The organism is Paracoccus tegillarcae (genome assembly GCF_002847305.1).
GTDB classification, from domain to species: Bacteria; Pseudomonadota; Alphaproteobacteria; order Rhodobacterales; family Rhodobacteraceae; genus Paracoccus; species Paracoccus tegillarcae.
In genome coordinates this window covers 1,267,327-1,287,079 of the sequence record NZ_CP025408.1, presented here as the reverse complement: position 1 = coordinate 1,287,079, position 19,753 = coordinate 1,267,327, and the positions used below count along the sequence as shown (strand labels likewise).

The 19,753-nt window shown below is 60.7% G+C and carries 17 protein-coding genes; 13 read left to right on the top strand and 4 right to left on the bottom strand.

Annotation, left to right across the window (positions count from 1 at the left end; all coding sequences use genetic code 11):
• Nucleotides 1–46 precede the first annotated feature (46 nt).
• Complete coding sequence (locus CUV01_RS06345) at nucleotides 47–2,584, top strand: PAS domain-containing hybrid sensor histidine kinase/response regulator (RefSeq protein WP_232962547.1); 2,538 nt, start codon at nucleotides 47–49, stop codon at nucleotides 2,582–2,584.
• A gap of 43 nt (nucleotides 2,585–2,627) precedes the next feature.
• On the opposite strand, the gene CUV01_RS06340 is transcribed toward CUV01_RS06345, so the two are convergent.
• A complete protein-coding gene (locus CUV01_RS06340) occupies nucleotides 2,628–3,824 on the bottom strand; it encodes a polysaccharide biosynthesis/export family protein (protein WP_101459734.1) in 1,197 nt (398 codons plus the stop codon).
• 202 nt (nucleotides 3,825–4,026) lie between these two features.
• Here CUV01_RS06340 and CUV01_RS06335 point away from each other — a divergent pair, with 202 nt between their 5' ends.
• The 9 genes from CUV01_RS06335 (at nucleotide 4,027) to CUV01_RS06295 (ending at nucleotide 13,763) form a co-directional block, all read left to right on the top strand.
• Nucleotides 4,027–5,262: an oligosaccharide flippase family protein gene (locus CUV01_RS06335; protein WP_101459733.1), complete on the top strand. Its 1,236-nt coding sequence runs from the start codon at nucleotides 4,027–4,029 to the stop codon at nucleotides 5,260–5,262.
• A gap of 3 nt (nucleotides 5,263–5,265) precedes the next feature.
• Entirely contained in the window at nucleotides 5,266–6,186 is a 921-nt protein-coding gene (locus CUV01_RS06330; RefSeq protein WP_101459732.1) for a glycosyltransferase family 2 protein, read from the top strand.
• A 20-nt stretch (nucleotides 6,187–6,206) separates the two neighbouring features.
• The gene (locus tag CUV01_RS06325; protein ID WP_101459731.1) at nucleotides 6,207–7,202 is read left to right on the top strand and encodes a glycosyltransferase family 2 protein; all 996 of its coding nucleotides are present in this window, start codon (nucleotides 6,207–6,209) and stop codon (nucleotides 7,200–7,202) included.
• Nucleotides 7,202–8,242 (top strand): glycosyltransferase family 4 protein, encoded by a 1,041-nt coding sequence (locus CUV01_RS06320; protein WP_101459730.1) that lies wholly within the window; start codon nucleotides 7,202–7,204, stop codon nucleotides 8,240–8,242. Before CUV01_RS06325 ends, CUV01_RS06320 begins: the two co-directional genes overlap by 1 nt.
• 13 nt (nucleotides 8,243–8,255) lie before the next feature.
• Nucleotides 8,256–10,121, top strand: coding sequence for a Na/Pi cotransporter family protein (locus CUV01_RS06315; protein WP_157994790.1), 1,866 nt, complete (start codon nucleotides 8,256–8,258; stop codon nucleotides 10,119–10,121).
• Nucleotides 10,122–10,457: 336 nt separating this feature from the next.
• Nucleotides 10,458–11,441: a TRAP transporter substrate-binding protein DctP gene (dctP, locus tag CUV01_RS06310; protein WP_101459728.1), complete on the top strand. Its 984-nt coding sequence runs from the start codon at nucleotides 10,458–10,460 to the stop codon at nucleotides 11,439–11,441.
• 56 nt (nucleotides 11,442–11,497) lie between these two features.
• Nucleotides 11,498–12,010 (top strand): TRAP transporter small permease, encoded by a 513-nt coding sequence (locus CUV01_RS06305; RefSeq protein ID WP_232962545.1) that lies wholly within the window; start codon nucleotides 11,498–11,500, stop codon nucleotides 12,008–12,010.
• The gene (locus CUV01_RS06300) at nucleotides 12,007–13,308 is read left to right on the top strand and encodes a TRAP transporter large permease (RefSeq protein ID WP_101459727.1); all 1,302 of its coding nucleotides are present in this window, start codon (nucleotides 12,007–12,009) and stop codon (nucleotides 13,306–13,308) included. The genes CUV01_RS06305 and CUV01_RS06300 overlap by 4 nt, the downstream gene beginning before the upstream one ends.
• 8 nt (nucleotides 13,309–13,316) lie before the next feature.
• Nucleotides 13,317–13,763, top strand: a complete 447-nt coding sequence (locus tag CUV01_RS06295; protein ID WP_101461905.1) for a type II 3-dehydroquinate dehydratase — start codon at nucleotides 13,317–13,319, stop codon at nucleotides 13,761–13,763.
• Here the strand turns inward: CUV01_RS06295 and CUV01_RS06290 are convergent.
• Together CUV01_RS06290 and CUV01_RS06285 are read right to left on the bottom strand one after the other, a co-directional pair.
• Nucleotides 13,760–14,446 (bottom strand): GntR family transcriptional regulator, encoded by a 687-nt coding sequence (locus CUV01_RS06290; protein WP_101459726.1) that lies wholly within the window; start codon nucleotides 14,444–14,446, stop codon nucleotides 13,760–13,762. The genes CUV01_RS06295 and CUV01_RS06290 overlap by 4 nt on opposite strands.
• A 79-nt stretch (nucleotides 14,447–14,525) precedes the next feature.
• A complete protein-coding gene (locus CUV01_RS06285; protein ID WP_101459725.1) occupies nucleotides 14,526–14,957 on the bottom strand; it encodes a hypothetical protein in 432 nt (143 codons plus the stop codon).
• A 466-nt stretch (nucleotides 14,958–15,423) separates the two neighbouring features.
• On the opposite strand from CUV01_RS06285, the gene CUV01_RS06280 reads away from it, so the two are divergent.
• Nucleotides 15,424–16,245 (top strand): alpha/beta hydrolase, encoded by an 822-nt coding sequence (locus tag CUV01_RS06280; RefSeq protein WP_101459724.1) that lies wholly within the window; start codon nucleotides 15,424–15,426, stop codon nucleotides 16,243–16,245.
• Between the two features lie 50 nt (nucleotides 16,246–16,295).
• Nucleotides 16,296–17,669, top strand: a complete 1,374-nt coding sequence (locus CUV01_RS06275) for a BCCT family transporter (RefSeq protein WP_101459723.1) — start codon at nucleotides 16,296–16,298, stop codon at nucleotides 17,667–17,669.
• A 34-nt stretch (nucleotides 17,670–17,703) separates the two neighbouring features.
• On the opposite strand, the gene CUV01_RS06270 is transcribed toward CUV01_RS06275, so the two are convergent.
• The gene (locus CUV01_RS06270) at nucleotides 17,704–18,654 is read right to left on the bottom strand and encodes a GlxA family transcriptional regulator (protein WP_101459722.1); all 951 of its coding nucleotides are present in this window, start codon (nucleotides 18,652–18,654) and stop codon (nucleotides 17,704–17,706) included.
• A 176-nt stretch (nucleotides 18,655–18,830) separates the two neighbouring features.
• Between CUV01_RS06270 and bcoG the strand changes: the two genes are divergently transcribed.
• Nucleotides 18,831–19,748 carry a 3-dehydrocarnitine:acetyl-CoA trimethylamine transferase BcoG gene (bcoG, locus tag CUV01_RS06265; protein WP_101459721.1) on the top strand — a complete coding sequence of 306 codons (918 nt, stop codon included), beginning with the start codon at nucleotides 18,831–18,833 and terminating at the stop codon, nucleotides 19,746–19,748.
• Nucleotides 19,749–19,753 lie beyond the last annotated feature (5 nt).

Here is a 19,753-nt window from a genome sequence, read left to right as displayed (position 1 = left end):
GCATCTCTACGCCTGTCCACAAGCCTCTGATGTCAGGAATACAGGTTTGGCCGATCAAACAGAAAGCGGCTTTCCCTCGCGGCTGATCCTTGGGATCCTCATGGCCGTCCTCAGCTTGGTGACCATCGCCTTTCTGTCTGGCAATGTGGCGCGCGACTTGCGGCTGCTGAACTCGGCCAGTTCGGACAATGTTCAATGGACCCTGTCGCAGACCGAGGTCGAATTTCTAGAGTTGGAAATCGCGATTGAAAACGCGACCCGCGCCGCCGTTCCGAACTTGGACGATTTGCGGCGCGATTTCGACATCTTCTACAGTCGGATGACAACCTTGCAACAGGCGTCGATTTACGCGCCGGTGCGGGCCATTCCTGAATTTTCGTATAATTTGAAAGCGCTTCGGGGGTTTCTGGATGGCTGCGTCGACAAGATCGACGCCGACGATCCGACGCTGCAAGCTGCCTTGCCCACCTTGGCGCAAGAGGCAGGCAAGGTGCGCAGCAATGTGCGAAGGCTGTCGACCTCGGGGCTAAGCTATTTTGCCACGGAATCGGATATGCGACGTGAAAACGTCTATATCACGCTGCTGCAGATGGCGATTGGCGTGACGCTGCTGATCGTCGCGCTGATCCTGTTCACCGTCTATCTGGGCTATCTGAACCGCCAGAACGTGCGGCGCCGTCAAGAGACGATACAGGCAAGCAAACGCATGAACGTCGTGACCAGCACCGCACTGGATGCCGTGATCGTTTGCGACATTGACGGGGTTATCCTGGATTTCAACGTCGCCGCCGAGCAGATGTTCGGCTACAGCGCACAGCACGCCATCGGCGGTCAACTGGGCGAACTGATCGTGCCTGACCATCACCGCGAGGCGCATGAGGCAGGCCTTGCGCGGATGCGGCAGGGCGGTGAGAAACGTGTGGTCGGCAAGGGGCGCATCAAGCTGGAGGCCAAGCGCGCCTCTGGCGAGGTGTTTCCGGTCGAATTTGCCGTCCAATCGGCCGATACCGCAGAGGGCGAGATTTTCGTTTCATTTCTGCGCGACATCTCGCACCGGGTCGCGGCGGAAAAGCAATTGGTCGAGGCCCGTGACAGGGCACTGGCAGGCGAAAAGGCCAAGACGGATTTTCTGGCCACGATGAGCCACGAAATCCGCACCCCTCTGAATGGTCTGCTGGGCAATCTTTCGCTGTTGCAGGACAGTCATCCAAGCGCCCGCCAAAGCCGCTACATCAAGAATATGGAGACATCCGGCAAGCTGCTGATGAGCCATATCTCGGACGTCCTGGACATCACCAAATATGATGCCGGCAAGCTGAAACTTCGGCCGGTTGTGATGAACCTCAGTTCGCTCTTGCAGGATATCGTTGATAACCAAAGCGGCGCGGTGGCGGCGCATAATACCACGCTGACATGGGGTTGGTCGGGGCCAGTCGTGGAATGGATCTATGCCGACAAGGAACGGATTCAGCATATCCTGATGAACGTGATCGGCAATGCGGTGAAATTTACCCGCGACGGCCAGATCTCGGTTCAGCTCGAAGTCGTCGGCGATCCCAACGACGCGCCTGATATTCAGATCACCATCAGCGATACCGGCATTGGCATGGACGAGTCGCTGCAAGCGCAGATCTTTGATGACTTCATGACCGGCGATTCATCCTATGACCGAAACGTCGGCGGGACCGGTCTGGGCCTTGGGATCGCGCAGCGTTTCGTGAAGGCGCTGGGCGGCAGCATCGAGGTTGCCAGCGAAGTCGGCAAGGGCAGCACGTTTGGTATTCGCTTTCCGATCAACCCGGTGAAGGCCGCCACCCGAAACAGGCGCAAGACGGATCGGCGGGCACCTGCGATCCGCGGCAGCATTCTGCTGGTGGAGGACAATGAGATTAACCGTGTCGTCGCCCGCGAGATGCTGACAGCGATGGGTCACACCGTCCGTGTGGCGCATAACGGCAAGATCGCGGTCGCGCTGGCGCAGGATCAGCGGTTCGATCTGATTTTCATGGACATCAGTATGCCTGTCATGGACGGCAGAACCGCGACACGCGCGATCAGGGCGTCGGGTGGGGCATCTGCCGGTGCACCGATCATTGCGCTGACGGCGAATGTGATGGCCGAGGAACGGCAGGCGTTCATATCCGACGGCATGAACGCGATTCTGACCAAGCCGCTGTCGCGCGATGCCATGTCCGATATTCTGGCCGATCACCTTTGCAGCACGACGCAGCACCCCTCGGTTAAACTTGCCCTGTCTGATGCAATTGATCCGCAGCACCTGCGCGAGTTGCGCGAAACGCTGTCGCCTGATGCGGTTCGCTCGGTACTGGACAAGTTCTGCGCCGAGGTGGATGAAGCCATCGACTTCATGCAACGCCTGCCGGACCATTCGCTGGACCAGATCGCCAACAAGGCCCATCGCGTCGCCGGTGCGGCTGCGACGATTGGCGCGGCAAAGTTGCGCGCCGGACTGATTGCCGTTGAAGTAGCCGCGAAGCGTTCGGATGCCGAAGCCGCGTCTGACGCTGCCGCGCGCCTGCCCGGGATCTGGGCAGAGACGCGGCCTCTGCTGATATCTGAATAGGCAATCCGCGTTGGATGATCTGCGATCGGCCGCAGGTCGATGATCAGATGCCCAGAACGCCGAGCAGGCCGGCAACTTCCCCGATATTCGTCACGGTGCTGTCGTAACAGGCAATCGAATCTCCGGGCAGCAGGTAGGGGTCGTAATCGTCGCGATCTGCGCGGCGCAGCAAATCTTCGATGCTTCGTTCGATGACGACCGAGACACCCGTTGCCGGGTTGCGTGAGAACAGAACCGACGATCGGTTGGCGCTGGTCCCGCGAGCGCCTCCGACGCAGTTTGTGTTTATCACCGCTTGCAAATATCGTGTGCCGTAGGGAATTTCGCGCACATCACGGCCAACGGCTGACACCGCGTTGCCCGAGGCAGGTTGCGTCAGGTTCGACAGGAACAGCGAAATGCCTGGCGGGCTGATCGGGCTGGGCCGCATCAGGTCTTCCTGGAAACAGCCGCGGGTGGGGACCGTCACTTCATCGCCGGTCAGCAGCATGATGTCGACGGCATTGACGCCCTCGAACACGCCGCGCATGTCCACGGTGTAAAACTGGCCAGCCCGCCGGACCTCGACTGCCGAGATATCCGCATCGGGCCGCACGCCGCCCGCCGCGCGAAGCGCCGCCGAAAGGTTCCGCCCCTCGGTCGAGGCGCCCAACGCGCCTTGCCGACGATCATCCACGCGATCGCCCTCGACCCCGCCAATCTCGACAGAGCGCGCTTCGAATACCGCCCCGGCGACGCCGACGCTGACCGAGGCAAAATCCGCCACACGCACTGAAATGCGCGGATTTGATTTATAGAAATCACCGGCGATCAGCTGCGATGCTATTTCATCTTCGATCTGGTCGGTCGACCTGCCCTCGGCGCGGATCGGGTCAAGGAAAGGCAGCTTGATGGTGCCGTCGCGCGACACGACGAAATCACCGCTGAACGTGTCATCATCGCTGACCCGCACATCGACCAGATCATTTCGGGTCAGGCGTTCGCCACGCAGCGAAACCGCGGCAAGGCCAGAGCCCTTGCCTGCATCCCCGCCGCGCGGCTCGCGACATTCCTGCGCATTAAGCACAGCCGAGGTCAACGAATCCGCCTTGCTGCGGGATACGGCGGGATTCCGGTATTGGGCTTGATAACCGCCGCCTTTTTCAACGGGCTCCAGATTATCGGGGGTGTCGAAGGATGCGCAGTTTGCAACCAGCAATGTGGCAAGAATGGTTGATCCATATCTTATACGGTCTGCCATTTAAAACGCTCGTTGTTTATTTGCGGTTGTGCGGACCATATTCGTTTCGCGCCACCCAGTCGAGTGAGCATCGGAAGATGCTGCCCTGTCCATTCGTATATAAGACAACCCGGTTGCCCCTTGCGCCTGTCCGGTGACGTCCACGACGCAGTGATCTGCCTTCGCTATGAATGGTCCAACCTGAAAAACTGGACCTTTCACCATGACCCTGCGCTTTGCACCCTCGAAGATCGCGCAAAATCTTTTCGCTTATGGCGCCTCAGAAATTGCTGCCAAGGCATCGCGTTTGCTGGTGGTGATATCGGTTGCCCGGTCGCTGGAGCTGTCGCAGATCGGCGTCGCCGCCGCAGCCCTTGCCGCAGCCGACATCCTGAAATCGCTGACCGAGAACGGGGTGGGCCAAAAGATCATCTCTGCGCCCGAGGCAGAGCTGCCGCAGACCTGCGCCACCGCGCATCGAATTTTCTGGATCTGGTGCCTGGGCCTGTTCATCGCGCAAACCGGGATCGGCCTTGCGCTCTATGCCACCGGCGCCAGCGTCGAGTTGTTGATCCTGATCGTGTTGCTGGCAGGCGAATACCTGTTCATGCCCGCCGGTCTGGTACAAACGGCGCTGGCGATGCGCGCCGGAAAACTGCGGCAGACGGCGGCGATCTCTGGTGCGCAGGTCGTCGGCGCCAACATGATGTCGGCCGTTCTGGCCCTTGTCTGGCCCTCGTCGCTGGCCCTGATCCTGCCGCGCCTGCTGACTGCGCCGTTCTGGCTTGTCGCCATGCGCAGGCTGCATCCCTGGCGGTTGGACCTCAGCAATGGTCGCGCCCCGCTGCGCCCGTTCATCGGGTTTGGCTGGGCCGTTCTTGGGGTCGAGCTGACAAAGGCCATGCGCCTGCAGGCTGACAAGCTGATCATCGGGTCGCTGATGGGTGCCGAAACCCTTGGCCTGTATTTCATGGCGTTCAATGCCGGTCTGGGTCTTGCCAATTCGTTCACGGTTGCCTTCTCGACCGTTCTGTTCCCGCATCTGTGCAGCAGTTCGGACAAGGTGCTGGCGCTGCGTCAGAGCATTGTCATGGCGCTGGGCCTGATTACGCCCATCGTGGTCATGCAGGCACTGATGGCGCCGTATTACGTCCCGATCCTGTTCGGCGACGGCTGGGACGGCATCGCCGAGATCGTCTCGCTGCTGTGTCTGGTGGCGATCCCCACGACGCTGTGGTCCGCAGCCGCGGGATGGCTGCGCGCATCCGGTCACGCCCATCAGGAATTCTGGACCACTCTGGCCATGACAGCGGCGCTGATGCTGAACACCGCCCTGATGGCACCCTATGGCCTGCATGCCGTCGCCACGGGCTACGCCATCGTCGCGACGGTCGTCATGGTCATCCCGTCGCTTCCCGCAGTCTTGATGGCCTTTGGCCCCACACTCAGAAAGGCCTGATCCATGCCCAGATTCTCGATCATCATGCCCTGCTACAATGCGCAGGTCACCATCGACAGCACCATCGCCAGTATCCAGGCGCAAACCGAATGCGATTGGGAACTGATCTGCGTCGATGACGGATCGACCGATCTGACCCGCGACGTCATTGCTGCGGCTGCGACGCAGGACGCGAGGATCGGGCTGATCCTGAACAAGGCAAAGGGCCCCAGTGCCGCCCGCAACTTTGGCGCGCTGACCCTGGCGCGGGGCGATCTGGTCGCGTTCTGCGATGCAGATGACCTCTGGACCCCGCAAAAGCTGGCCGAACTTGCCACGATCTTTGCGGATCAGCAGGTTGACGGCGCGTTTGGCCAGATCGGCTTTTTCGATAAATGCCCAAGCGATTGCACCGTGTATTCGACTGTTCCAGCCGGGGATCTGACCATTGACCGGCTGCTGGGCGAAAACCCGGTCTGCACCATGTCAAACATCACCTTGCGCCGCGATGCTTTTGTCGGATCTGGCGGCTTTGATGTGACGATGGTGCATAACGAAGACCTTGAACTGCTGATCCGTCTGATCGGTCGCGGCGCAAGGATCATCGGCGTGCCGTCCTTGCAAACCTGGTACCGCACCAGCGTCAGCGGCTTGTCGGCAAATCTGGCTGCGATGCTGTCGGGCCGCGAACGCGCGCTTGAAACAGCCGCGCGTTTCGGCGTCACGCCCAGCAGAAGCAGCCACGCCGTTCATCACCGCTATCTTGCCCGCCGCGCACTGCGCACAGGCGCGCCGCGAATTCAGGCATTGCGTCACGCGGTTTACGGCGTGGCCTACAGCCCGCGCGGCTTTTTCGCACCATTCAATCGCGGCGCCTTGACGCTGGCAGGGGCCGTCAGCGCGACGCTGCTGCCGCGTCGCCTGAACCGCATCCTCTTCTCGTGATCCAACCGAAGGAACCTGCCATGACACTCGCCTCTATCATCGTCCCCGCATTCAACGTCGAAGCCACCCTGACATGCACGCTGAACGCGCTGCTGGAGCAGACCTATCAGAAGTTCGAGATCATCATCGTGGATGACGGCTCGACCGATGCGACCAACCGGATCGCGACCGGTTTCAGCGGTGATCCGCGCGTGCGCGTGATCCGTCAGGCCAATCGCGGCCTTGCCGGTGCGCGCAACACAGGCATCGCGGCCGCACGCGGCGACATCATTGGCTTTTGCGATGCCGACGACCTGTGGGTTCCGGAAAAGCTTGCCCGGCATGTGGTGCATTTCGAGGCAAGGCCCGAGGTCGGGATCAGCTTTTCAGGCTCGGCCCTGATCGATGACGACGGCAACCTGACCGGACAGGCGCAGCGCCCGCAACTGACCGGCATCACCGAGGTCAACATCTTCAAGCGCAATCCCATCGGCAACGGCTCTGCCACGATGATCCGGCGCGAGGTGCTGGAAGAGATTGCCTATCACCACCGGCAAGAGCCCACGCGCCATTGGTATTTCGACGAAACCTTTCGCCAATCCGAAGACATCGAGTGCTGGATGCGCATCGCGCTGACGACCAATTGGGTCTTTGAAGGTATTCCCGGTCTGCTCACGCAATATCGCATCAGCACAGGCGGCCTGTCAGCCGCCACCGACCGGCAATTGGCTGCATGGGAAAGAATGGTCCAGAAGCAGACCCCGCTGAATCCGGCCTTCTTTGAGGTCAATGCACCTGCTGCGCGTGCCTATCAATTGCGTTATCTCAGCCGCCGCGCGATCAGCGATCTGGACGGCGGGCGCGCCATTGAACTGACCAAGGCATGGCTGGCAGAATCGCGTCTGCCGCTGTTTGAGGAGCCGATCAAATCGATTGTGACGCTTGGTGCCTCGGCCGCGCTGTTCGCCTTTGGCAAGCGGGCGCTGCAAACTGTCATGATGTTCGCCCAGCGCGCCCGGACCGCAGGAAGAACCTGATGGGCCTGCCAAGCGTCGTTCACCTTGTCGATGACACGACTGCCGGCGGCGTGATGCGGGTCGTGGACCACATCATCACGGCACCCGCTATGGCCGAGTTTGCCCAGCACAGCTTGCAATGCGTTGATCGCGGTCGCCTGTCGTTGGGGCGGATCAAGGCTGATGTGATTGTGTCCCATCTGGCGATCAGCTGGCGATCCTTGCCTGTGTTGGCGGCGCTGAAACTAATGAACCCACATGCGCGGCTGGTCCATGTCGAACACAGCTATACCGAAAACTTCGTGGCCCATAACGTGACGCATGAACGCCGGTTCGCCGTCTTGCTGCGCATCGCCTACCGCCTGTTCGACCGCGTGGTGGCGGTCAGCAGGGCGCAGGGGAACTGGCTTGTCAGCAGCGGTGCCGTCCCTGCGGCCAGGCTGTCCGTCATTCAGTCCTGCGTCGATCTGTCGGCGTTTCTGGACCTCGATCGCCCCATCGGGCCAATCCGCGTGATCGGCGCTGTTGGCCGGCTAGAGCGACAGAAGGGCTTTGACACCTTGATCACGGCATTCCGGCAGACAACCAACCCCGATATCGCGCTGCACATCTTTGGCGAAGGGGCGGAGGAACAGCGGCTAAGAAACCTCGCCTCGGGCGATCCGCGTATTGCCTTTTTCGGCCTCGTTGCTCCGATCGAGGCGATGGGCGCTGTCGATGCAGTTGCCATGCCGTCACGTTGGGAAGCCTATGGCCTGGTCGCGATAGAGGCGCTTGCGGCGGGCCGGGCATTGCTGACCAGCGATGTTGATGGCCTCAAAGACCATTTGTCGCTTGGCGCGATTGCGGTTCAGGACGCGTCGACCGAGATCTGGCGAACTGAAATTGAGCGGTTGACCGAGGGCGACGTTTCCCAGCCAGCGTCCACAATTACCACGATGGAGGGTCTCAGCACGAACTTCTCTCGCGATTGGCAGCGCATCCTGCATGAAGATTTGGCGCAACGTCCGAACACTGGCAAGCAGCCTTGTCCAATGGCACGGGTCTGTCTTCACGATTGACAGAATAGGCTTGGTGCCCTGTGACCCACAGGATCATGCGCCCGGAAAATTGATCCGTCGCGCCACGGGTGGCGTCGCCGCAATCCTTGACGGCAACTCTTACCTGCCGGTAAATAATGACAGTCATCTTCTGGCTGCGCGTGGTCAAGCCGCCAGGACTGCGACGCAGGGCAGGTTGGCCGATCTGATACTGCCAAGCATTGCTTGGGCGCGTGGCTGGGACCCTGCTGCAATGGCGATCATTTCCTTTCTGGTTCATCTTCTCAGCGGCGCGACTCTGCTGCTGTTTGCCGTGCGTTTCATGCGCATCGGGATCGAGCGATTGTGGAGCAACCAAATCCGGCAAAGCCTGGGCGAGGCCTCGGCGACCTTGCCACTGCTGGCAAAGGGTGCGGCATTGGGCTTTGCCATGCAGGGCGCGACGGTCGTCATGCTTATGGCCGCGGGCATGGTCGGCAGTAACGCAATCCCACTGGTTTCGGCAGCTTTGCTGGCGATAGGGGCCGATTTCGGCTCTGCCCTGGCCGTCCGCTTCCTGACATTGCCGGTTGCGGCGCTTGGGCCCTTCGCCATTCTGACCGGCGGCTGGCTCTATCTTAATTCGCGCGAGGCCCGGCGGAAAAATCTGGGCCGGGTGATCCTTGGTCTGGGCCTGATCTTCATGTCGCTCGGCGTGATCCGAGACGCGGTAGAGCCCCTGCAGGCGCTGTCGGAAGAAAGCCCGTTGATGTCGGTGCTGCAAGGCGACCCGATCACCGCTGCGATCATCGGGATAGCCCTGACATTGCTGATGCATTCCAGCCTTGCCGCGATCCTGACGGGCCTGTTTATCGCCGCACATGCAGGTCTGGGGCCGTTGACCGGCCTTGGCTTTGTGCTGGGCTGCAACATCGGCAGCGCCCTGTTGCCCCTATGGCTGCTGCGCAATGAAACGGCGGATGCGATGCATCTGGCGCGGATCATCGCTGTTCTGCGCTGCGGGCTGGCAGCGTTGCTTTTGGCCGGACTTGTCATATCGGACGAGCTTGTGGCGCAACACTTGCCTGATGCGGAAACCGCGATACTGCTGGGCCATATCGGGTTCAATTTCATCCTGCTGTGGCTTGCGCCGATTGCCCGGTACATGGCGCGCAGACCGCAGAATTCTGATCGTTCCGGCCAGGTTTCCGGCGTGGTCACGATCCCGGGCGGGGAAAGCGACCCGGAAATCATTGTGACGGCGCTGAAAGGTGGCCTCAACCAGATGCTGTCGATCCTGACAGGCATGTTCGAGCAGGTAACTGCAGCCAGCCCCGAGGTCGCCCTTGTCACGTCGTCAGAGCGGCAGATGAATCGCGCCTTGTCGGATATCAGGCTGGCATTCGCGGATCTGCCGCAACTTCCGGAGGATGCGTCGACAGAGGTCCGCAATATCGTCGATTTTGCCATCCGGATCGAGCGTTGTGCAGATATCCTCGCGGACAAATACTTGGAGATCCGTCAGGAACAGCTGAACGGCGAATTCGCCTTTTCGTCCGAAGGTGACGCAGAAATTGCGACACTCGCCGAAGAAGTCCGCAAGGCGCTGATCCTGGCCCAAAAGGTAACATGGACGGGCGATTACTCGGCCGCGCGCCGTTTGGTTCTGCACAAGCAGAGTGTGTCCAAACTGGAAGAGAAAAGCCGCCGCAAGCACTTGCAGCGGGTCAGCACCGGCAACTTGACCAGCCTCAGTTCAAGCAACCAGCATCTGGAACTGATTGCCGCGCTGAAAGAGGTGAACAGCAAGCTTTCAACCATCGCTTATGCCGTGCTTGAAAGCCATGGCGGGCTAAAAAAGACGCGCCTGAGAGACGAAGACCGCCGACGCCATGCTGTCCCGGATCCACAGGACGAATAGACAGCGTCCGCAGGCGGATGCGCGGCGGGCCATCAAGGATCGGCTGCCAGCGACAAGGCCCAAGGATATCGCGAGTTGCGCGCGTGGCAGGCCAGCAATGAACACAGAGAACAGGCCAGCGGGGCGGTTTCAAGTTGCTGCGCCGGACGCGGTTTGCGCGACCGATATTTCCTGGATCAGCCGCACGAGTTGATCATTGAGCGGACCGATCAAAGCAAAATCAAATGACCTATGAACAAAAAAATAGCCTATGAAATATAAATTATACGCCATTCTTTGCGTGATCTGTGCTAGACCTGATGAATAAAAATGACCATTCGACAGGGAGGAAGACGAATGTTCAATCGACGTAAGGTTCTGGGGCTGATGGCCTCGGGGGCTCTGGCTTTGTCCGTGGCGATGCCGGCCTTGGCGCAAGACAGCCAAAAATTGCGGTTTTCGGCGGTGTTTTCCGAGCAGGACATCCGCGCCGACATGATGAAACAGTTGGCCGAAGCGGTCGCAGATAATTTCGAGCTAGAGCTGTATTACGGCGGCACGCTGTTCAAGCAGACGACCGAGATCATCGCCATCCAGCGCGGCAATCTGGAAATGGGCAATGTCGCGCCGCAGGATATCGCATCGCAGATTCCGGCTTTTTCGATCCTGACCTCAGCCTATCTGTTCCGCGACGCCGATCATCTGCGCGCCTTCTTTGACAGCGACGCCGGTGCCGAGATGAAGGCCATGGCCGAGGATCAACTGGGCATCCACATCCTTGGCCCGACCTATTTCGGCACCCGTCAGGTAGGGCTGAACATCGACAAGGAAATCAGCACGCCCGAGGATATGTCAGGCGTCAAACTGCGCATGCCCGGCGGCGATGCGTGGCAGTTCCTGGGTCAGTCGCTGGGGGCCAACCCGACGCCGATGGCCTATGCCGAGGTTTATACCGGACTGCAGACAGGGGCCATCGACGGGCAGGACAACCCTTTGCCCAATGTCGAGAACATGAAGTTCTACGAGGTGATGTCGCAGATCGCGATGACCTCGCATCTGGTCGGCTATGACCTGCTGGTGATCTCGAAAGAGGTCTGGGACGGTATGGATGACGCGCAGCGCGAGGCCTTTCAGGCTGCCGCTGACGAGGCCATCAACTGGAGTCAGGCAGAACATCTGAAACGCGAAGAAGAACTTTCGGCCTTCTTCGAGGAACAGGGGCTGAAGATTTATACCCCGGATGTGGATGCCTTCCGCACCCACGCGCAGCAGATGTATCTGGATAATGAGATCTCGGCTGACTGGCCCGAGGGCATGCTGGACCGCATCAACGCGATGTAAGATCAGGTCGCGTCCGCCCGAGCGGCGGGCGCGACACCTCGCGGAGGGCAGGGCAGGTGGACAAGCTGAGCAGGATCGGGGCGTGGCTGCATCGTCGCGCAGAAAACATTGCCGTCGGGATGCTGGTGGTGATGTTCGGGGCATTCATCGTGCAGATCGCGTCGCGCTATCTGTTCAACCTGCCGGTCGGCGGGGCCAGCGAACTGACCATCACCATGTGGCTGTGGGTGGTGCTGTGGGGCGCGGCCTTCGTGCTGCGCGAGCGCGATGAGATCCGCTTTGACGTGATCTATGGATCGGTCGGACCCAAGGCGCGGCGGGTCATGACCCTGCTGGCCGCGGCCGCCCTGCTGTTTCTTTACGGTTATTCTCTGCCAGCGGTCTGGGATTACGTGACCTTCATGAAGATCCAGAAATCGTCCTATCTGGATATCCGCTACGACTGGCTCTACTCGATCTATATCATTTTCGCGGTTGCCGTGCTGATCCGCTATGCCTGGATTTTCGTCAGAACGCTGCGCGGGGCGGGCGCGAGCGACGACATTCAGCGCGGGGACGGGCAGACATGAGCCTGACCGACCCCTTTACGCTGTCGATCCTGTCCATCGTTCTGCTGTGCATCATCGGGCTGCCCATCGGGCACGCGATGATTGCCTCGTCGATCCTGTATCTGATGCTGGCCGGGCTGGATATGGGCACCGCGGCCGAGCAACTGCTGAACGGCATGTTCTCAAGCTATATCCTGCTTGCGGTGCCGCTATTCATCGTGGCGGCGGAACTGATGAATGCTGGCAGCATGACGCTGCGGCTGCTGACCTTTTGCAACGCCTTTGTCGGGCGTTTCCCCGGCGGACTGGCGCTGGTCAATGTGGTCCAAAGCATCGTTTTCGCCGGCATGTCGGGGTCGGCGATTGCCGATGCGGCAGGCGCGGGCAAGCTGATGCAGAAGATGATGACCGAGGGCGGCAAATACCCACCCGCCTTTGCCGCCGCGCTGACGGCCTCGACCTCGGTGATCGGACCGATCATCCCGCCTTCGATCCCGATGGTGATCTATGCGCTCGTGTCCGATGCCTCGATTGGTTACCTTTTTCTGGCGGGCGTCGTGCCGGGCCTGTTGATGGGGCTGGTGCAGGCGCTGATCGTCGTCGTCTCGGCACGCCGCCGGAATTTCCCGGTAGAGGCGCCCGTGCCGATGCGCGAATTGCCCCGGATCACCTTGGATGCCTTTCCCGCGCTGATGATGCCGGTCGTGCTGCTGGGCGGCATCTATGGCGGCGCCACCACACCGACCGAGGCCGCCGCCATCGCCGCGCTTTACGCCCTGCTGATCTCGGCCCTGCTCTACCGCAGCATCAGCCCGGCCTCGGCTTATGCGTCACTGCTGTCCAGCGCCAGAACGACCGCCTCGATCGGGATGCTGATCGCCGGTGCGATGGTGTTCAACTATGTCGTCACGGTCGAAAACATCCCCGCAACGCTCAGCGCCTGGCTGACCGGCTTTGACCTGTCGCCGCTGGCCTTTCTGCTGCTCGTGAACCTGCTTTTGCTGGTGCTGGGCTGCCTGCTCGAGGGTACCACGATCCTGCTGATCATCGTGCCGGTACTGATCCCGACCGCCAATGCCCTGGGCGTTGATCTGGTGCATTTCGGCGTCGTTTGCGTGGTCAACGTCATGCTGGGGCTGATCACCCCGCCCTATGGGTTGTTGCTGTTCGTGATGAGCAATATCTCGGGCAGCCCATTGCGCCGCATCGTGCGCGAGATCCTGCCTTTCCTGGCCGCGTTACTGGTGGCGCTGCTGCTGATCACCATGCTGCCCGACCTGTCTTTGTGGCTGCCCCGGCAGTTCGGCTATAACGGATGAGCGAAACCATGACCAAACCGATCCATGTCCTGAACGGCCCCAACCTCAACCGCCTTGGCCTGCGAGAGCCCGAGATCTATGGCCATACGACGCTGGCTCAGGTGGAACAGATCTGCCGCGAGGCCGCCGGCGATACAGCGCTGGTCTTTCGCCAGACCAATGCCGAGTTTCAGCTGATCGACTGGATTCACGAGGCAATTGATGACAGCTCGGCACTGTTGATCAACCCGGCCGGGCTGACCTTTACCTCGGTCCCGGTGATGGACGCGCTGAAGATGTATCCCCATCCGCTGATCGAGTTTCACATCAGCAATGTCCACAAGCGCGAACCGATCTATCACCGCTCGCTGGTATCGCCCGTTGCGACCGCGGTGATGGCGGGCACCGGCGCAAGGGGCTACGGCTATGCCGTGCAGTTGCTGCGTGACATGGTGGCGGATCGCGCCGCCGCTTAGGCCGGGATTTTGCCCGAGGCGATGATGTGATCCATTCCGGCGCGGATATGCGCCTTTAGCAGGGTGACGGCAGGATCAATTTGCCGCGATATGACCAGATCACGCAGCTTTTCGTGATCCCTGGCCACCGCCGCGCCGCGAAAATCCAACGCCAGCAGGTGATAGCGGATATAGCGCCCAAAGATGTTGGTATGCGTGGCGATCAGCGCCGGCATATCGCAGGCCGCAACGGTGGCGCTGTGGAAATTCCAGTCGTATTGCACCCATGTCTCGACCGCGCTTGTCTCGCCGCCGATCAACCCGTTTTCGACCGAGTGCAGCATGTGATGGGCTGAGACGACGCCAGCCTCCCATTCCAGTGAGCCAAGCGAGATCGACCTGTCCAGCGCATGGCATTCCAGCATGGTCCGCATTTCGGCCAACTCACGCAGCTCGGCCATGCTGATCGCGGCCACCTCGAAACCCCGCTGCCCTTCGGCCACGACAAAGCCTTCGGCGACCAGCCGGTTCAGCATTTCGCGCAGGGTGGTGACGCTGGCACCATAGGCTTCGCGCATCTTCTCCAGCCGCAGCCGTTGGTTTGGCAGCAATTGCCCGCGGATGATATCGAACCGCACGGTCTGCAGCAGCGCATCGCCAACGGTCGCAGTGCCGTCCTTGTGCAGGGGTGGGCTGACGATCATGAGGGTACCTGCCTAACTGTCCCTTTGCATCCTATACTCTGAACAATCGCGTATGAAGATACGGAATGGCCCATCTTTGTCAGGGCAGAAAACGAGCAGCGCCGTTTTGCCCGATAGCATCGCACCCCCGCCAGGTGCCTGCCGACGCGGATGGGTAAATTGCCGCAATCGGGCTGACGGGGGGCAGCAGGGCTGACAGGGACATCCAAAGCCCGGATCCGAAAACCATGACGGCCAGCAGCCTGGGCGATGGCGCGTGCAACTCGAAACGGCCGATTTTCAGCCGCCGCCGCGTGAACGAGGCCCAGATCAGCGGCCCGAGGATCATCAGGGCGGCGACGATTGCCAGCAGCCTGACGCCAGATGCCGGTAGGGGCAGCAGGGATGCCAGCGCCAGCGGATGCACGGCCAGCCCGATCAGCGTTGCGGCGACCCCAAACGCGATGGCGGTGAAGGTCGAGACAGCCGCGATGTCATACCCTAGGTCTGCTCGGTCTGCACTGGCTGACAAAGCCACAGTTAGGCTATGCGAGCTCGGGTTGCCGATTGCGAGCTACCCCCGGACGTTTCGATCCAGCGGGCAGCCGCAATACAGCACTTATCGCAATGTGCGGCATGACAGGCGCGGGCGTTTCCAAAGGCCCGTCACCCTGAAATACGGCGATATTTGCTCTCTGTGTGGCGAGATTGGTTAATATGTGACGGCGTTTCTGTGCATATATTTGAAACCACGCCCCGTACGGATTTCGCGGTCCTCTCGCGACCGCAACCAATCTAGACGCCCATGAACGCTGCAAAACCGCTTGGCTGGCCGGAACCTTTCGTGCGCCTTTCGCCCCTGCTTGCCAATTTTCCGGGACGCGCTACGGCCTGTTCCGGTGACCTTCGCCAGATTGTGCCGCGCTGTCCCGGATGACCTGCAACCCCGGGCCGTCGTCAAGTTCTGGGCGGCAGCTTCAAATGAAAGTGTGACGACGATGGATATTGCCGATTTTGAACGCCAGTTCGATCAGGGACTGACCGCCATGGCGGATCTGCCGCTGCCGAATGCGCGCCAGTATTACGACGCGCTATGCGCCAGTTTCGCGCCTGCGTTGCCCAACGGCATGACCCTGACCGACGATCGCATTGGCAATGTGCCGGTGCGGCGCCACATCCCCCGGCACCACAACCCCGGCGTGGTCGTCTACATCCATGGCGGCGGCTTCAATCTGGGCTCGCTGGACAGCCATCAGGGTGTCGCGGCGGGACTGGCCGAGGCGCTGTCGCGCGAGGTGGTCAGCATCGGCTATCGGCTGCTGCCCGAGGCGGGCTATGCCGACGCCCTGGATGATTGCCGCCAGGTGATTGCAGAAATTTCGCCTGCCGCCCTTGTCGGCGACAGCGCCGGCGGGCGGCTCATACTGGATCTTTGCCATGATCCAGACGCGAGCCCGCCTCTTGGACTGATCTATCCGCCGGCGGGCACGCTCACCGCAGAAACGTTGGGCCCGGATGCCCCCCTGCTTAGCCGCGACGACGTGTTTGCGGCATGGGAGGCAATGGCGCAGGGCAGCCCGGCTGTCGATGATCTATCCCCGCCCGCGCGCCAGATCGAGGTTTTGGCCGTGTCGCGCGACCCGCTGACCGCACCGCTGGAAGACGCAGTTTCCCGCTGGCGCGAGGACGGCGCGGAGGTTGGCTATTACCTGGCAGCCGATATGTTGCACGGCTGTCTTCATGCGCGGGAACAACTGCCCGCAATGGCAGAAGCTTGGAGGAGCTTTTGCCATGCCCTCAAGCAGCGCCTGGATAATTGAACAACCAGGCCGCTTGAACAGAACCACCGCAACAGCAGGAGGAACCCATCTTGAGACAGAATCTCACCACAAGTATCGCGACGATCGTCGCCGTCGTGGCACTGATCGGTTTTGCGGCACTGGCGCCGCTGACCTTTCAATCGCTGCTCGACGCCATCAAGTTGACGGTCATCGGCAATTTCGGCTTCATCTTTACCTATCCGGCCTTCATTGCGACAATCGCCTTCGTCATTCTGATGTTCACGCCGCTCGGACGCCTGCGTTTCGGCGAAGGCCCACCAGAGTTTGCGACCCTCAGCTGGATCGGAATGCTGTTTGCGACGGGCATGGGGATCGGCCTGCTCACCTGGGGCGTGCTGGAGCCGCGCTATCATGTCGAAGCGGGCGTCAGCCGCGATCAGGCCCTGCTGTATGCTTTCAACCACTGGGGGCTGCTGGCCTGGTCGGGCTATCTCGCAGTCGGCGTCATTTTTTCCCATGCGCTCTACAACATGAACATAACCAAGCCGGTGGAAGAGCTTCTGGGCGGAGGGCTGATCAGCAAGATCAATCTGGTCAGCATTGTGGTGTCGACCGTCATCGGTCTGTCACTGACCTTTTCCTATGCGGCCTTGCCCTTGCAGACCAGCGTGTCCCGGTACTTGGGCTTGGATGTCAGCACGACGCTGATCATCATTGTCCTGTCCTGCTTCGCGCTTGCATCCAGCATGTCCGGCCTGAATCGTGGTATCAAATGGCTTAGCAATTACAACACTTTGCTTGCTGTCATCTTGATGGTCAGCGTCATGGTGCTGGCCAATACGACCGATATTCTTACCACCTATGGCAGGCTGCTGCCCGAATACGTGATCCGCTTTCCCGCCATGGCCACGGAAGTCGGCGTCGGCGACCCCGAGCGCAAGGCCTGGCTTGCAGATTGGCTCTACGCGTTTCAGGCATCATGGTACGGCTGGTACATCTTTACCGGCTTGTTCATTGCGCGTATCTCGAAAGGGCGCACCTTGCGTGAACTTGTCATAGGCGTGATGCTGGTGCCGACCATGTTCTCGTGCCTGTGGTTCTGCGTCTTTGGTATTGCCGGGATTGATACCGGATCCGAGGATGTGTTCACGCTGATGGCCACCCTTGACCAGACCGGCATCCTGTCGATCATTCTGGCCATCAACATCCTGCTGTTCTTCGTCACCAGTGCGGACTCGGCCGGATTGGTCTGCGAGATGCTGACGGTCCGTCGTTCACGGGCTTTCTGGATCATCTCCATGGCTGTCCTTGCGATCGTGGTCAACAAACTTGATGGCGATATCTACAAGGTCATTCTGGCGCTGATCGCTGTTGCCGCCATCCCTGTGGCGCTCGGGATCTTTGCCCTCGGAGCGGCATTTTTGATGAGGCTGCGCCGGCCCAAGACCGCGCCGCAGTCCTAACACCCAACAGCTGCCGGCTTGCGCCGGCAGCTTTCTATTCTGTCCTTCGGGAATACTGCCGGATGGGACTGCCATATTCGTTGCGGATGGCACGCGACAAAGACGGCGCCGACGAAAAGCCGCAGCGCAGCGCGATCTGTTCCAGCGGCAAGCGCGTTTCAAGCGCCAGATGCTGGGCGCGCTGCAAGCGCAGCATCTGGTAATACTTCCCTGGACTCATCTTCAGTTCCTGATGGAACACCCGGTGCAAGGTCCGTTCGGAAATCAGGCTTCGTGACGCGACCTCGCCCGTTGACAGCGGGCTTTCGATATTGGCCGACATGACATCCAGCGCGGCCAGCAAGGCGCGCGGTGCATTCCCCGCCAGTTGTCCTGCACCACGCCGAATGGCGTTCTGACGCTCGGCATCATAGAGAAACATGGTCGATGCGTTGAATGCGGCGGCGGCACCAAACAGATCCTTGATCAGATCCAGCATCAGGTCCAGCGTGGTGCTGGCCCCGCCGCACGTGGCGAACGGGCCAGAATGGACAAACCGGCTGGTTGAAACCTCGATCTCGGGAAAGGTCTCGGCGAATTCGTCCAGTTCCTGCCAGTGGATGGTCGCCTTTTGCCCGTCAAGCAACCCGGCCGAGGCAAGCAGCCAGGTGGCGCTGTCGACGGCGATGATCTGCTCGGCATTGCGGGCTGCCTTGCGCAACGCGGCCGCCAGTGCAGGCGTCGCCAGATCGCGGACGTGATAGCCAGCAACCAGCATCAGCCGTTTGCCGGGATTTTCCGGATCGAAAGCGCGATCAGGCGAAATCTGCAACCCGCTGGAACTGGTAACCTGCCCACCGTCCAGGGTCGTCACGGTCCAACCAAAGCCGGTGCTGATCGCCCGCATCTTGACGTCGCGCAGCGGCTCCATCGCGTTCGCCAGCACCATGTTCGAGAAACCGTCGAACACGAGAAACTGGAATTCTGGCAGAGAATCTGGCGGCATATGATCGGTATATGGCGATAAATGTTAAATGTCGATCATCTGTTCTGTTTATACAGGTGGCAACGCGGTGCGCGCACTGGCTGCCATTTCACCATGCACTTCGGCTTGAAAGGCGCATGACGGCTGCAAAGCGATCACTGCCATCATAAACCCACGCCCCCGACAGGAGCCAGGACATGCCTCTGACCATGAACCGCGACGTCTTCATCACCGCAGCCATCACCGGATCGGGCGCGACGCAGGACAAGTCGCCGCATGTGCCGCGCTCGCCGCAGCAGATCGCAGACAGCGCCATCGACGCCGCCAGGGCCGGGGCCGCCATCGTACATTGCCATGTGCGCGACCCCGACACCGGCGCGCCCTCGCGCAGGCTTGACCTCTATCGCGAGGTGACCGAACGCATTCGCGCGGCGGATGTTGACGTCATTCTGAACCTGACCGCAGGCATGGGCGGCGACATCGTCTTCGGCTCGACCGAGGCGCCATTCCCGGTCAACGAGGCCGCGACCGACATGATTGGCGCGACCGAGCGGGTGGCGCATATCGCCGAATGCCTGCCCGAGATCTGCACGCTGGACTGCGGCACGATGAACTTCGCCGAAGCGGATTATGTGATGACCAACACGCCCGGCATGCTGCGCGCGATGGGGCAGATGATGACCGATCTGGGCGTAAAACCCGAAATCGAGGCCTTTGACACCGGCCATCTGTGGTTCGCCACGCAATTGGTGAAAGAGGGCATTCTGACGTCGCCTGCCATGGTGCAGCTGTGCATGGGCGTGCCTTGGGGCGCGCCGAACGATCTGAACACGTTCATGGCGATGGTCAACAATATCCCCGCCGATTGGAACTGGTCCGCGTTTTCGCTGGGCCGCGACCAGATGCCCTATGCGGCTGCGGCTGTGTTGGCGGGCGGCAACGTCCGGGTGGGTCTGGAAGACAACCTCGTTCTGAAAAAGGGTGTGCTCGCCACGAATGCGCAACTGGTCGAAAAGGCTGTTGGCATCATCGAAGGCATGGGGGCCAGGATCATCGGCCCTGACGCCGTGCGCGAAAAGCTGGGCCTGACCAAACAGGCCCCCGTCGCCAGATAAGCCGG

Coding starts and splice junctions, on each gene's coding strand:
- CUV01_RS06300 (WP_101459727.1), top strand. CDS start 12,007: ATGAGCCTGACCGACCCCTTTACGCTGTCGATCCTGTCCATCGTTCTG.
- CUV01_RS06290 (WP_101459726.1), bottom strand. CDS start 14,446: ATGATCGTCAGCCCACCCCTGCACAAGGACGGCACTGCGACCGTTGGC.
- CUV01_RS06320 (WP_101459730.1), top strand. CDS start 7,202: ATGGGCCTGCCAAGCGTCGTTCACCTTGTCGATGACACGACTGCCGGC.
- CUV01_RS06270 (WP_101459722.1), bottom strand. CDS start 18,654: ATGCCGCCAGATTCTCTGCCAGAATTCCAGTTTCTCGTGTTCGACGGT.
- CUV01_RS06295 (WP_101461905.1), top strand. CDS start 13,317: ATGACCAAACCGATCCATGTCCTGAACGGCCCCAACCTCAACCGCCTT.
- CUV01_RS06340 (WP_101459734.1), bottom strand. CDS start 3,824: ATGGCAGACCGTATAAGATATGGATCAACCATTCTTGCCACATTGCTG.
- CUV01_RS06330 (WP_101459732.1), top strand. CDS start 5,266: ATGCCCAGATTCTCGATCATCATGCCCTGCTACAATGCGCAGGTCACC.
- CUV01_RS06325 (WP_101459731.1), top strand. CDS start 6,207: ATGACACTCGCCTCTATCATCGTCCCCGCATTCAACGTCGAAGCCACC.
- bcoG (WP_101459721.1), top strand. CDS start 18,831: ATGCCTCTGACCATGAACCGCGACGTCTTCATCACCGCAGCCATCACC.
- CUV01_RS06335 (WP_101459733.1), top strand. CDS start 4,027: ATGACCCTGCGCTTTGCACCCTCGAAGATCGCGCAAAATCTTTTCGCT.
- dctP (WP_101459728.1), top strand. CDS start 10,458: ATGTTCAATCGACGTAAGGTTCTGGGGCTGATGGCCTCGGGGGCTCTG.
- CUV01_RS06280 (WP_101459724.1), top strand. CDS start 15,424: ATGGATATTGCCGATTTTGAACGCCAGTTCGATCAGGGACTGACCGCC.